Raw genomic sequence first — 12,525 nt, forward strand, 5'->3', positions numbered from 1 at the left:
TCTGCGCGTCCGATTATTTCTAATTCAGGCCAGTTTTTGTGTTAAAATTTCGAAGGCGGGGCGCCGGGAAAAATTTTCGGCGTGGCATGTTGCTTTCATGGGATAAATATCGTTCCATCCGCCGTCGATCCGGATTGCAATTTTCCGGATCCTAAAATCTTTAAAAAAGAACAAACCTGGGAAACGACATCATGAAAAAGATCTCTGTCCTGCTGGCGGTGACAGCCTTGGCTTCGGTCATGGCGACAACCGCTTGGTCGAAAACGCTTGTCTATTGCTCCGAAGGATCGCCGGAAGGCTTCGATCCCGGCATCTACACGGCGGGCACCACCTTCGATGCTTCCTCGCGCACGGTCTACAGCCGCCTCGTGGAATTCAAGCATGGCAAGACCGAGGTCGAGCCGGGCCTCGCCGAGAGCTGGACGATTTCCGATGACGGCACGCAGTACACTTTCAAGCTGCGCCCGGGCGTAAAGTTCCAGACGACCGAATTCTTCACGCCGTCGCGCGATCTCACTGCTGACGACGTCGTCTTCTCGTTCGAGCGTCAGCTGAAGTCTGACAGCCCGTGGGCAAAGTACACCGCAGGCATCTCCTACGAATATGCTGCAGGCATGGGCTTCCCTGACCTCATCAAGTCGGTCGAGAAGGTTGATGACCTGACTGTCAAATTCACCTTGAACCGTCCGGAAGCTCCGTTCCTCGCTGACCTCGCGATGGACTTCGCTTCGATCCTGTCGAAGGAATATGCCGACAAGCTGCAGGCCGACGGCAAGATGGAACAGATGAACCAGATGCCACTCGGCACCGGTCCGTTCACCTTCGTCGCCTACCAGCCGGATGCAGTTATCCGCTACCAGGCCAACCCGACCTACTTCAAGGGCAAGGAAAAGATCGACGATCTCGTCTTCGCGATCACGCCGGATGCATCGGTTCGCGCCCAGAAGCTGAAGGCCGGCGAATGCCACATCATGCCGTATCCGAACGCCGCTGACGTCAAGGATCTGAAGGCTGACTCCAGCCTCACGGTTCTGGAACAGCCGGGCCTGAACGTCGCCTACCTCGCCTACAACACGCTGCAGGCTCCCTTCGACAAGCCTGAAGTGCGCAAGGCGCTGAACATGGCGATCAACAAGCAGGCGATCGTCGACGCCGTCTTCCAGGGCGGTGGCCAGGTTGCCAAGAACCCGATCCCGCCGACGATGTGGTCGTATGACAACTCCATCAAGGATGACCCGTACAACCCGGAAGAGGCCAAGAAGGCTCTTGAGGCCGCTGGCGTCAAGGATCTCAGCATGAAGATCTGGGCGATGCCGGTTTCGCGTCCGTACATGCTCAATGCTCGTCGCGCCGCCGAATTGATGCAGGCTGATCTTGCGAAGATCGGCGTCAAGGTCGAGATCGTCACGCACGAATGGGCTGAATACCTGAAGCTGTCGAAGGACAAGAACCGCGATGGCGCCGCCATCCTCGGCTGGACCGGCGACAACGGCGATCCGGACAACTTCCTCGACACCCTGCTCGGCTGCGAAGCCGTCGGCGGCAACAACCGCGCGCAGTGGTGCAACAAGGAATTCGATGCCCTCGTGAAGAAGGCCAAGACCACCTCTGACGTCGGCGAGCGCACCAAGCTCTACGAACAGGCACAGGTCGTCTTCAAGAAGGAAGCTCCGTGGGCGACGCTTGATCATTCCACCGAGTTCGTTCCGATGAGCGCAAAGGTGTCCGGCTTCGTGCAGGATCCGGTTGGCGTTCACCGTTTTGACGGCGTTGATATCGCCGAATAACTGAAACTATGTAAGAATGCCCGGCAAGATCGGGCTTTGCCGGCGGTCAGGTTTGACACCTGACCGCCGGAACAATATGGACATCTGCCATGCTGCGATTTTTTGTCGGACGCCTCGCGGTCCTGATCCCAACTTTCATTGGCGTTTCGCTCATCGCGTTCTCGTTCATCCGCCTCTTGCCCGGTGATCCGGTCATGCTGATGTCGGGCGAACGCGTGATGGCGCCCGAACGTCATGCCCAGATCATGCACGATCTCGGCCTCGACCGCCCGGTCTACCTCCAGTACCTCGACTATCTCGGCAACGTGGTGCAGGGCGATCTGGGTTCGTCGATCGTGACCAAGCGCCCGGTCCTCCAGGAATTCGGCTCGCTGTTTCCGGCGACGCTGGAGCTTTCAATTTGTGCAATCATCCTGGCGATCTGTCTTGGGATACCTGCCGGGGTCTTCGCTGCGGTCAAGCGGGGTACCTGGTTCGACCAGGGGGTGATGGGCGTTGCCCTTGTCGGCTATTCGATGCCGATCTTCTGGTGGGGCCTGCTGCTGATCGTTCTCTTCTCGAATACGCTGCACTGGACACCCGTCTCCGGCCGTATCTCTCTCATGTACTTCTTCAAGCCGGTCACCGGCTTCATGCTGATCGACAGTCTGCTTTCCGGCCAGGCTGGCGCCTTCAAGTCGGCGGTCTCCTCACTGATCCTGCCGACGATTGTGCTTGGTACGATCCCGCTTGCGGTCATCGCTCGCCAGACGCGTTCAGCCATGCTGGAAGTCCTGGGCGAAGACTACGTCCGCACGGCAAAGTCGAAGGGCCTTAACCCGTTCCGTGTCGTCGGCGTGCATGCGCTTCGAAACGCGATGATCCCGGTCGTCACCTCGATCGGCCTGCAGGTCGGCGTTCTCCTGGGCGGTGCGATCCTTACGGAAACGATCTTCTCCTGGCCGGGCATCGGCAAATGGATGGTCGATGCGGTCTTCAAGCGCGACTACACCGTCGTCCAAGGCGGTCTTCTCCTCATCGCCGGCATCGTGATGCTCGTCAACCTGATCGTCGACCTTCTCTACGGTCTGATCAATCCACGCATTCGTCACTAGGAGCGGCTCATGAGCATGGCAAATACAAAGTCTGCCCAACCCTCCGCACTGTCGGAGTTCTGGTACTATTTCTCCCGCAACAAGGGTGCGGTGATTGGTCTGGCCATCTTTCTTTTCGTGCTGGCGATGGCGATCTTCGCGCCGCTGATCGCCCCGTACAATCCCAACGTTCCGCATGAAGGCATGCAGCGGTTGCCGCCGGCCTGGGATGCAAACGGCAATTCGATGTTCCCGCTCGGAACGGATGCCGTCGGCCGCGACATGCTTTCGCGCCTCATCTTCGGTACCCGCTTCTCGCTGTTCATCGGCCTTGTCGTCGCCTCGCTTTCGGCCGTCGCAGGCGTCCTGCTCGGTCTTGTCGCGGGCTATTTCCGCGGTCGCATCGACACGGTCATCATGCGCATCATGGATATCATCCTGGCGTTTCCGTCACTGCTGCTGGCGCTCGTGCTCGTGGCCGTTCTCGGCCCTGGTCTGCTGAACGCAATGATCGCCATCTCGATCGTCAACCAGCCGCATTTCGTGCGCCTAACGCGCGCGTCCGTCATGGCTGAGCGCGAGCGCGAATATGTCATCGCTTCGCGTGTCTCTGGCGCTGGCACCACGCGCCTGATGTTCAAGACGATCCTGCCGAACTGTCTTGGGCCGCTGATTGTCCAGGCGACGCTTGCGTTTTCCGCCGCTATCCTGGACGCCGCAGCTCTCGGCTTCCTCGGCATGGGTGCCCAGCCGCCGACACCGGAATGGGGCACGATGCTCGCCGATGCGCGCGAGTTCTTCCAGAGCTCGCCGTGGCTCGTCACTTTCCCGGGTCTGTGCATCCTCATCACCGTTCTCGCCATCAACCTGATGGGCGACGGTCTGCGCGATGCGCTCGACCCCAAGCTGAAGAGGTCGTAAATGGCGCTTCTCGATATTGAAAACCTGACGGTTGAGTTTCAGACCTCCTCCGGTCTCTTCCGCGCCGTCGACAACGTCTCGCTGAAGTGCGACAAGGGCGAGATCCTCTCGATCGTCGGCGAGTCCGGTTCCGGCAAGTCCGTCTCCATGCTTGCCATGATGGGCCTGTTGCCGTGGACGGCCAGGATCACGGCCGACAAGATGATGTTCGACGGCAAGGACCTCCGCGGTGTGACCGCGCGTCAGCGCCGCAAGATCATCGGCAAGGACATGGCGATGATCTTCCAGGAGCCGATGTCGAGCCTCAATCCCTGCTTCACCGTGGGCTTCCAGCTTGGCGAGACGCTGCGCATCCATATGGGCATGAACCGCAAGGAACGCCGCGAACGCTCGATCGAGCTGCTGAACCTCGTGGGCATTCCGGCGCCGGAAGACCGGCTTTCGAATTTTCCGCACCAGATGTCGGGCGGCATGAGCCAGCGCGTGATGATCGCCATGGCGCTTGCCTGCAATCCGAAGCTCCTGATCGCCGACGAGCCCACGACTGCGCTCGACGTGACCATCCAGGCGCAGATTCTCGATCTGCTTGCACGGCTGCAGAAGGAGCAAGGCATGGCTCTGGTGCTGATCACCCACGACATGGGTGTCGTCGCCGAGACCGCCGAGCGTGTCCAGGTCCAGTACGCTGGCCAGAAGGTCGAGGAGCAGCCGGTCAAGGAGCTCTTCCGCGATCCGCATCATCCTTATACGGCAGCACTTCTTTCGGCCCTGCCCGAACGTGCCGAGGTCGGGCAGAAGCTGCCTTCGATCGCCGGCGTCGTGCCCGGGCAGCATGACCGCCCGACCGGCTGTCTGTTCGCACCGCGTTGCGGCTTCGCGACGGTCGAATGCGATCGCGGCGTCGTCCGCCAGGGCGAGGACCTGGGTCTCGCTCTCTGCAATTATCCCCTCCAGCAGGGCAAGCCTTTGAACCACCCCGGCATTGTTGTCACGGAATCCGCAGGAGGCGTGGCATGACCACCAGCGCTGTTCTCGAGGGCAAGGATCTTGCCCGCTTCTACACGGTAAACCGTGGCCTCTTCAAAGCGGAGGCGACCGTTCGCGCACTGAACGGAGTGAGCTTCAGCCTTCATTCCGGGCGCACACTCGCGGTCGTGGGCGAATCCGGCTGCGGCAAGTCGACGCTCGCCCGCCTGGTGACGATGATCGAGGATCCGACTGCCGGCGAACTGCTGATCGATGGCAAGCCGGCCCGGGTAGGCGACAAGGATCTGCGCAGCCAGGTACAGATCGTGTTCCAGAATCCTTACGGCTCGCTCAATCCGCGCCAGAAGGTGGGCTCGATCCTGGAAGAGCCGCTGAAGATCAACACGGATGACGACGCGCGGACACGCCGGCGCAAGGCGGAAGCGATGATGGCAAGGGTCGGTTTGCGGCCCGAGCACTATGATCGCTATCCGCACATGTTTTCCGGCGGCCAGCGCCAGCGCATCGCGATCGCCCGCGCATTGATGCTGCGGCCGAAGGTGCTGGTGCTCGACGAGCCGGTCTCCGCCCTCGACCTGTCGATCCAGGCGCAGGTGCTGAACCTCTTGATGGACCTGCAGAAGGAGATGGGTCTTGCCTATCTCTTCATCTCCCACGGTCTTTCCGTCGTGCGCCACATCGCCGATGACGTGATGGTCATGTATCTTGGACGGCCGGTGGAAACAGGTCCGGCAGCCGAGGTCTTCGAGCGGCCCCGCCATCCGTACACCGCAGCGCTGCTTTCCGCGACGCCGATCGCAGATCCGGACCGCGAAAAGAACCGCATTCGCCTGCAGGGCGAACTGCCGTCGCCGCTGAACCCGCCGATCGGCTGTCACTTCAATCCGCGCTGCTGGAAGGCGCAGGACCATTGCCGCAAGGTGGAGCCGGAGCTTGGCGGCGAGGGTGCCCACCGCTACGCCTGCCATTTCCCATTGGATTGACCCGCGAGGCGGCTGGCGAGGCATCCGCGTGATGTCCGCCTTCAGCCGCCCTTGCATCCTTGCCGCAGCGGAGCCTAAAAAGCCTCTTGCCGGGCGTCTTGGCCCGCAAGTCGATTCGTCGCGGAATAGGGAAATATGGCAAGCAAATCAAACGGCCGGCCTCCGGTGATCATCGTCATGGGCGTCAGCGGCAGCGGCAAGTCCTCGGTGGGGCAGCGCCTCGCGGCGCATCTCGGCCTGCAGTTCGTGGAGGGTGACCAGCTTCATCCCGAAGCCAATGTCGAGAAGATGGCCAAGGGCATACCGCTTACCGATGAGGACAGGATGCCGTGGCTCGATCTGATCGGCGACGCGATGAAGGCCTCGGTGGCCCGCGGCGAAGGCATCGTCATATCCTGTTCGGCCTTGAAGCGCGTCTACCGTGATCGCCTGCGGGCCGCCGCCGATGACCGTCTTCTCTTCGTCTACCTCGATGGCTCGAGGGAACTCCTGATGAAGCGCATGGGTGAGCGCAAGGGACACTTCATGCCGGTGTCGCTGCTCGAGAGCCAGCTGCTAACGCTGGAGGTGCCGACTGGTGAGCCGGGCGTGGTTACCGTGGATATTGATGATAGCCTGGAGAAAATTGCGGCGGATGCCGTGCAGGAGCTCGCCGCGATCGGTGTCGATTAGCGATGGGACGACCGCCTGGCCGTTCCCAATCCTCGTCATGCCGATGAATTTGAAGGGCCTTTGCACGGTCCCAGGGTTGCCCTTGGGGCCGCGATAGTTAGGGCATTTCGCATGAGCGAGGCGCCTGTGAGGTGAACTCCAATCAGGCGGCCTTTGCCTCGGCGCTGTCCTCATACGCCGGGTAGTCGGTGTAACCTGCCGCGCCGCCGCCATAGTAGGTCTCGCGGATGGGGGTAGCCAAAGCAAGGTCCTGCCGCAGGCGCGCCACCAGATCGGGATTCGCGATGAAGGGCTGGCCGAAAGCCGCAAGATCGATCAGGCCGTCCCGCAGGAACTCCTCAGCGCGACGCTTGTCCAGCGAACCAGCAAGAATAAGCGTACCTGAATAGCTCTGGCGGAACCTGCCCAGAAAGTCCCTCGAAATAGCCGGAGCGCTGGCAGCGCCCTGGTCCTTCAGATGCACATAGGCCAGGTTGCGCTCAGCAAGCGCAGCCGCAAGGTGCAGGTAGGTTTCCTCGATCAGAGGATGATGCGGCATGTCGAACAGCCTGCCGAATGGAGAGAGCCGGATGCCGACCTTCGCGGCGCCAATTCGCGCGACCACCGCATCGACAATCTCGAGCACGAAGCGCGTCCTGTCCTCGACGCTTCCGGCACCATACCGGTCGGTACGGTCGTTGATCAGCGGATTGAGGAACTGCTCCAGAAGATAACCATTTGCACCGTGGATTTCGACGCCGTCGAATCCAGCGCCAACGGCATTGGCCGCGGCATTCGCAAAGTCGTTGACGACCCTGGCGACCTCGTCGGTCCGGAGCGGCCGCGGCACGCTCGCTTCGACAAAGCCAGCGACACCTTCGTCGTTGAACGCATAGGCCGTGCTCTTGTCGTCGCGTGCCGGTTTGGCGCTGGAACTGACGGGCTGCCCGCCGGCCGCCTGGAGCGAGGTATGCGACATCCGGCCGACATGCCAGATCTGCGCAAAAATCTTCCCGCCTTCCTCGTGTACGGCCTTCGTCACACCCTGCCAGCCACGAACCTGATCGTCCGACCAAATGCCGGGGATGAAGGCAAAGCCCGTTCCCTCTTGCGAAATCGGCGTTCCCTCGGTGACGATCAGGCCGGCGCCGGCGCGCTGGCGGTAATATTCGGCGGTCTGCTCGTCGGCTATGCCGTCCTTCGCCCTGGCCCGGGTCATCGGAGCCATGACGACGCGGTTGCGAAGCTTTTGGCCGCTCATGTCGTAGGTTTCAAAGAGTGACTTCATGAGTGTTGTTCCTCAGGGTGGTTGATTATCATCGACGGGATAGATATCTATAGGCAGATCATAAATCCAACTCATGGAGCTAATGATGTCGATCGATCATGCTCATATCTTGAAGTTCGACCTGAACCTGCTGGTCGCTTTCGACGCCTTGATGAGTGAGCGCAACGTCACACGCGCGGCGCATCGGATCGGCATTTCGCAATCCGCCCTCAGCCACAATCTCGGCCGCCTGCGCACGCTTCTTTCGGACGAGCTGTTCGTTCGCTCGGCGCGCGGGATCGAACCGACGCCGCGGGCGCAGGAACTCGCGGAAACCGTCAGCTGCATCCTGTGCACGATCCAGTCCCGCCTGATCGAGCCGGAGCAGTTCGACCCGGCAACGGATGAGCGTACCTTCACGATCGGAATGACCGACTATCTCGAAAGCCTGTTGATGCCGAGGCTTCTCGCTGCCGTTTACGAGCAGGCGCCACGGGTCAATTTCATCGTGCGGTCACTCGACCAGGATTACCCTGCGGATCTGCTGGACAGCGGCGAGATCGACCTTGCGATCGGCAAGGTGGAGACCGGCAATGAACTTCATAAGCGCCGCAAGCTCTGGTCCGAGCGTTATGTCATCCTCAGCAATCCCGAGAAGACCGGGCCTTCCGGCTCGATCGACCTCGAGACGTTTCTCTCCACCCCGCAAGCCGTGATCGTCAGCAAGGACGGACGCTGCCGCCTCGTGGACGAGGTGCTGGCTGAGCGTGGATTAAAACGGCACGCAGCGGTCACGACGCCGCACCTCTTCACGCTGCCGATCCTGGTTCGGGAGACGCACACGATCGCGGCCGTGCCGGCAAGCTTCGCCCGGGCCTGGGCGCCGGTGTTCGGCCTCGGGATCAGCCCGGGACCTGTGGACATCCCGCCCTACGACATCTCGCTCGCATGGCACACCTCATCCGACCGCAATGCCGCCCACGCCTGGCTGCGCCAGCAGATCCTTGCCGCAGTCGAACCCGTCCGCGCCGAGATACTTCAGGCCAACGCTGCGCCCGATGCCATCATGATCGCCGCCGAATAGGTTCGCTTTCCAGAGGCGGCGGATGGTTGCGCCCCAGCGTGCTTTGCCGCGGGCAGATTTGTCGGTGTTTCACCGGTCGCGACCAATGTCGCTGGCACCGACCAATGCGACGAACTGCCCGGCCGTCGTTTTCATGGATTGAAGCGGTTCGGCGAATAGGCCGCGATGTTGATGAAGGGCGCGTCGCCGGTAATGAGCTCCGCCAGCACGCGGCCGGTCACCGGCCCGAGCGTCAGGCCGTGATGAGCATGGCCGAAGGCAAACCACAGCCCGTCATGGCGCGGCGCCTTTCCGATGATCGGCATCATGTCCGGCGTGCATGGCCGCGCGCCCATCCAGGGTTCCGGATCGAGCCTTCTTCCCAAGGGGAAGATGGCCCGCGCGACCTTTTCGGCGCGGTCGAGCTGCACCGGCGTCTTCGGTGCGTCGCGCGCGGCGAACTCCGCTCCTGTCGTCAGGCGTATGCCGCGGTTCATCGGCGCCAGGAAATAGCCGCGCTCGGCATCGAGAGTCCAGTTGTTGAGCATGGCATCGCCTTCGGGCGCATAGTGCATGTGGTAGCCGCGCTTGACGCCGAGCGGAAAGGAGTAGCCGAGCTTGCTCGTTGCGAGGTCCGCCCATGGTCCGAGCGCCACCACCGCGTCCTGCGCTTCCACGGCTCCGTCGCTGGTCGTTACCTTCCAGCCGGAAGCCGTTTGCTCAAGCGTCGCGGCATCGCCTGAAGTAAAGCGCCCGCCAAGGCGTTCGAAGTAGAGGCGATAGGCGGTGATCAATCCGTGGGGATCGAGTACCGACCAAGGATCGCGCCAGCGAAGGCCGCCGCGGAATTCGCCCCGGATGCTCGGCTCCATGCGCGCTATGTCGGCACCGCTCAGCGCATCGTAGCTCACGCCGAATTCCCGCTGGAGCCTTTCGGCTTCCGCAAACTCTGCATCCCGCTTCGCGTCGGTGCGGAATATCTCCATCCAGCCGTCCTTGCGGATCAGGTGGCCGGAATGGGAAGCTTCGATGAGATCATTGTGTTCGGAGATTGAATGCTCGATCAGCGGTGCATAGGCGCGCGAGATCATCTCGTGGCGCTTCGTGTTCGAATTCCACCAGTAGCGCGCGAGAAAGGCGAGCTGGCCCGGCAGGGCACGGAGGTGGTAATGCGCGTCGATGCGGTTGTTGAAGGCATAGCGGATCAGGACGCCAAGCTGCTGCGGGAAGCCGTAGGGCACGACGCCCTCGCGCTGGATGAGGCCTGCGTTGCCGAATGACGTCTCCCCGCCGGGCGCCTTGCGGTCGACAAGGGTCACCTGCCGCCCGCGACGCTGAAGATGGATGGCGGTCGAAACGCCGACGATTCCGGCGCCCAGCACGATTACGTCTTTTGTCATGTCTGTCTGCAGTCCACACTTTGCCCAAAGAGCGAAAATGCCCGGCGGGAGATCGTGGCGCAAACGAAAAATGCTATTTCATTTCAAAATCATTGCCTTTTCCAAGGCAGCGTTTTCCGCCTGTATCCGAACGTAGAGGATCGCCGCATTCAGCACCGAAAAAGCCAGTGCATAGAAAGTGAGACCGAACGTTAGCGGCAGCGCCGCGATCTCGCCGACGACGATGGCATAGTTGGGATGGCGTATGAAGCGATAGGGTCCATCTTGGACGAGCGGTGCCCCCGGCAGCACGATGATGCGTGTGGTCCAGCGATCCTTGAGCGTTGCGAGCACCCACAGCCGCAGGGCCTGGAGAATGACGAAAATCAGGAGCCAGGGCAGGCTGATCGGCTGGCCCGGCGCAAGCAGCCAGAGACCCGCGAGCCAGGCCGCATGCATGCCGACCATGAACGGGTAGTGTTCGCCAGCAACCTCCACGCCGCCACGCGCAAGCAGAGCGGCGGTGTTGCGCCGGGCATAGACCAATTCAAGGAGGCGTTGCAGCGTGACGAAAAGGAGAATGGCGATCGATGCGGCCGTCATGCTGCCCTCCTCAGGGTTACGCAGCTTGCAGTGAAGCCCGGACCCATTGCCACCATCGCTGCCCGTCTTGGCAGGCCATCCTTGATGACCTGGTCGAGCACGAAGAGCACCGTCGGCGATGACATGTTTCCATAGTCTGTGAGCACGTCTCTTTCGTGGCCGAGCGAGTCCGGTTCGAGTGAAAGCGCACTCTCGATCGCGCGCAGCACCTTGGTACCGCCGGGATGACAGACGAAGCGATCGATGTCGTCTATGCGCAGGCCCGAGCGATTGAGAATATTGGCAATTGCCGGTCCCACATGCTCCTGCGCAAAGGGCGGCAGTGCCTGGTCGAGGATGATGCCTAGGCCGGTGTTGTCGACCTTCCAGCCCATGATGCCGAGGGTTGACGGAAAGAGGTGTTCGCCGGTCGATTCGATCTCGGCAAGGCCTTCCTCACCGGCACGCAGGACGCATGCGGCTGCGCCGTCTCCGAAAAGCGCCGTCGCGATGATGTTGGGGCGCGTCAGTTCATCCAGCCGGAAGGCGAGCGAACAAAGCTCGATGCTGACGAAAAGCACGACGGAACCGGGACGACCTGCGGCAAGCCGCGAGGCGATGGCAAGCCCCGAAACGCCGCCCGCACAGCCTAGACCAAAGAGTGGCACGCGCTGGATAGTCCCCCGAAAGCCCATGGTTTCCGCCATCCGCGCCTCGATGCTCGGGACCGTGAAACCGGTGGTCGAGGTCGTGACGACGCAGTCGACGTCGCTCGCTCTCATTCCGGCGCGTTCCAACGCCATGCTGGCAACGTTGACGAACAGCTTCTCGGCCTCGTCCTGGTAGGCGTCCATGCGATCCTGCCAGCCATGCGGCTCCATGAACCAGGAAAGCGGCCGCGCCGTATGCCGCGTGCGTATGCCGGCATTGTCGAACACCCGGGCAAGATGCTTGAAGTCCTTGAAGCGCCCGGAAAACATCTGCGCCGCGGCTTCCGCTGCCTCGGATTGGTTGATCACATGCTCGGGCGCCGAAACGGCAAGACTGACGAGCTTGACGGCATTGGTCACATTGATTCTCCTTGGTCACCCTGGCGGCACCTTGGATAGAACACTTCTGCGCGGTAAATATTCGGCATCGCTGAAATGTCACGCGAAGGTGACCGTCGTTCGATGCGCCGTGAACGGAAAAAATTCCGGGACTGACGAATAAAGCTCCGGGATGCCGTGTTCTTCCTCCGCATGTTCATGTGCGAAGGAGAAAATCCCCATGACGAATGCCAATACTCGTTCTCATTTTTCCCGCCGCCTGCCGCTGCTCGTGCTCGGCCTTGGCCTTGTGGCAAACAGCCTTCCCGGGCTGGCCTTTGCCATCGGCGACAATGACAGCATGACGCCGACCTGCAAGAAGGGCCAGATCTACGACAAGAAGACGAAGAAGTGCGTCAAGCAGCAGGGTGCCGTGATCTCGGACCAGAACCGCACTGACTATGCCTATTCGCTTGCCAAGGCCGGCCGATATGAAGAGGCGCTGGCAATGCTCGACACGCTGAAGAACCCGAACACGGCCGAAGCGCTGAACTATCGCGGATACGCGACGCGTAAGCTCGGCCGCACCGATGAAGGCATCGCCTTCTACCTGCAGTCCGTCAAGATGGCCCCGCGCTATGCGAAGGTCCGCGAATATCTCGGCGAGGCCTACGTCATCAAGGGACGCGTCGATCTTGCCAAGGAGCAGCTCAACACCATCAAGGGCATCTGCGGTACGGGTTGCGAAGAGTATCGAGATCTTAACGAAGCGATCACCAGCTCAAAGATCTGATTGTCCAGCTT

Annotated in this window: 12 protein-coding genes; 8 read left to right on the forward strand and 4 right to left on the reverse strand. The window is 61.4% G+C overall.

Going from position 1 to position 12,525, the window contains the following annotated elements:
* The first annotated feature begins 191 nt into the window (after positions 1-191).
* The 6 genes from EV286_RS01195 (at position 192) to EV286_RS01220 (ending at position 6,423) form a co-directional block, all read left to right on the forward strand.
* On the forward strand, positions 192-1,787 hold the full coding sequence (locus EV286_RS01195; RefSeq protein WP_132955172.1) for an ABC transporter substrate-binding protein: 1,596 nt from the start codon (positions 192-194) through the stop codon (positions 1,785-1,787).
* An 89-nt stretch (positions 1,788-1,876) separates the two neighbouring features.
* Complete coding sequence (locus EV286_RS01200; protein WP_132955173.1) at positions 1,877-2,881, forward strand: ABC transporter permease subunit; 1,005 nt, start codon at positions 1,877-1,879, stop codon at positions 2,879-2,881.
* Between the two features lie 9 nt (positions 2,882-2,890).
* Positions 2,891-3,781, forward strand: coding sequence for an ABC transporter permease subunit (locus EV286_RS01205; protein ID WP_132955174.1), 891 nt, complete (start codon positions 2,891-2,893; stop codon positions 3,779-3,781).
* On the forward strand, positions 3,782-4,798 hold the full coding sequence (locus tag EV286_RS01210) for an ABC transporter ATP-binding protein (protein ID WP_132955175.1): 1,017 nt from the start codon (positions 3,782-3,784) through the stop codon (positions 4,796-4,798).
* Positions 4,795-5,751 (forward strand): peptide ABC transporter ATP-binding protein, encoded by a 957-nt coding sequence (locus EV286_RS01215; RefSeq protein WP_132955176.1) that lies wholly within the window; start codon positions 4,795-4,797, stop codon positions 5,749-5,751. Before EV286_RS01210 ends, EV286_RS01215 begins: the two co-directional genes overlap by 4 nt.
* A 135-nt stretch (positions 5,752-5,886) precedes the next feature.
* Positions 5,887-6,423 carry a gluconokinase gene (locus EV286_RS01220; RefSeq protein ID WP_132955177.1) on the forward strand — a complete coding sequence of 179 codons (537 nt, stop codon included), beginning with the start codon at positions 5,887-5,889 and terminating at the stop codon, positions 6,421-6,423.
* A 142-nt stretch (positions 6,424-6,565) separates the two neighbouring features.
* Here the strand turns inward: EV286_RS01220 and EV286_RS01225 are convergent, their stop codons facing one another.
* Positions 6,566-7,690, reverse strand: a complete 1,125-nt coding sequence (locus EV286_RS01225; protein WP_132955178.1) for an alkene reductase — start codon at positions 7,688-7,690, stop codon at positions 6,566-6,568.
* Positions 7,691-7,775: 85 nt separating this feature from the next.
* Here EV286_RS01225 and EV286_RS01230 point away from each other — a divergent pair, with 85 nt between their 5' ends.
* Positions 7,776-8,753, forward strand: coding sequence for a LysR family transcriptional regulator (locus tag EV286_RS01230; protein ID WP_132955179.1), 978 nt, complete (start codon positions 7,776-7,778; stop codon positions 8,751-8,753).
* Between the two features lie 131 nt (positions 8,754-8,884).
* Here EV286_RS01230 and EV286_RS01235 read toward each other — a convergent pair whose 3' ends face one another.
* From EV286_RS01235 to EV286_RS01245, 3 genes are all read right to left on the reverse strand, one after another.
* Positions 8,885-10,132 (reverse strand): FAD-binding oxidoreductase, encoded by a 1,248-nt coding sequence (locus EV286_RS01235; RefSeq protein ID WP_132955180.1) that lies wholly within the window; start codon positions 10,130-10,132, stop codon positions 8,885-8,887.
* 78 nt (positions 10,133-10,210) lie between these two features.
* Positions 10,211-10,714 (reverse strand): isoprenylcysteine carboxylmethyltransferase family protein, encoded by a 504-nt coding sequence (locus EV286_RS01240; RefSeq protein WP_132955181.1) that lies wholly within the window; start codon positions 10,712-10,714, stop codon positions 10,211-10,213.
* Positions 10,711-11,763 carry a type III polyketide synthase gene (locus EV286_RS01245; RefSeq protein ID WP_132955182.1) on the reverse strand — a complete coding sequence of 351 codons (1,053 nt, stop codon included), beginning with the start codon at positions 11,761-11,763 and terminating at the stop codon, positions 10,711-10,713. The genes EV286_RS01240 and EV286_RS01245 overlap by 4 nt, the downstream gene beginning before the upstream one ends.
* Before the next feature lie 199 nt (positions 11,764-11,962).
* Between EV286_RS01245 and EV286_RS01250 the strand changes: the two genes are divergently transcribed.
* The gene (locus EV286_RS01250) at positions 11,963-12,514 is read left to right on the forward strand and encodes a tetratricopeptide repeat protein (RefSeq protein ID WP_132955183.1); all 552 of its coding nucleotides are present in this window, start codon (positions 11,963-11,965) and stop codon (positions 12,512-12,514) included.
* Positions 12,515-12,525 lie beyond the last annotated feature (11 nt).

The sequence above is a fragment of the Rhizobium sp. BK251 genome, assembly GCF_004345245.1.
Taxonomy (GTDB): domain Bacteria; phylum Pseudomonadota; class Alphaproteobacteria; order Rhizobiales; family Rhizobiaceae; genus Rhizobium.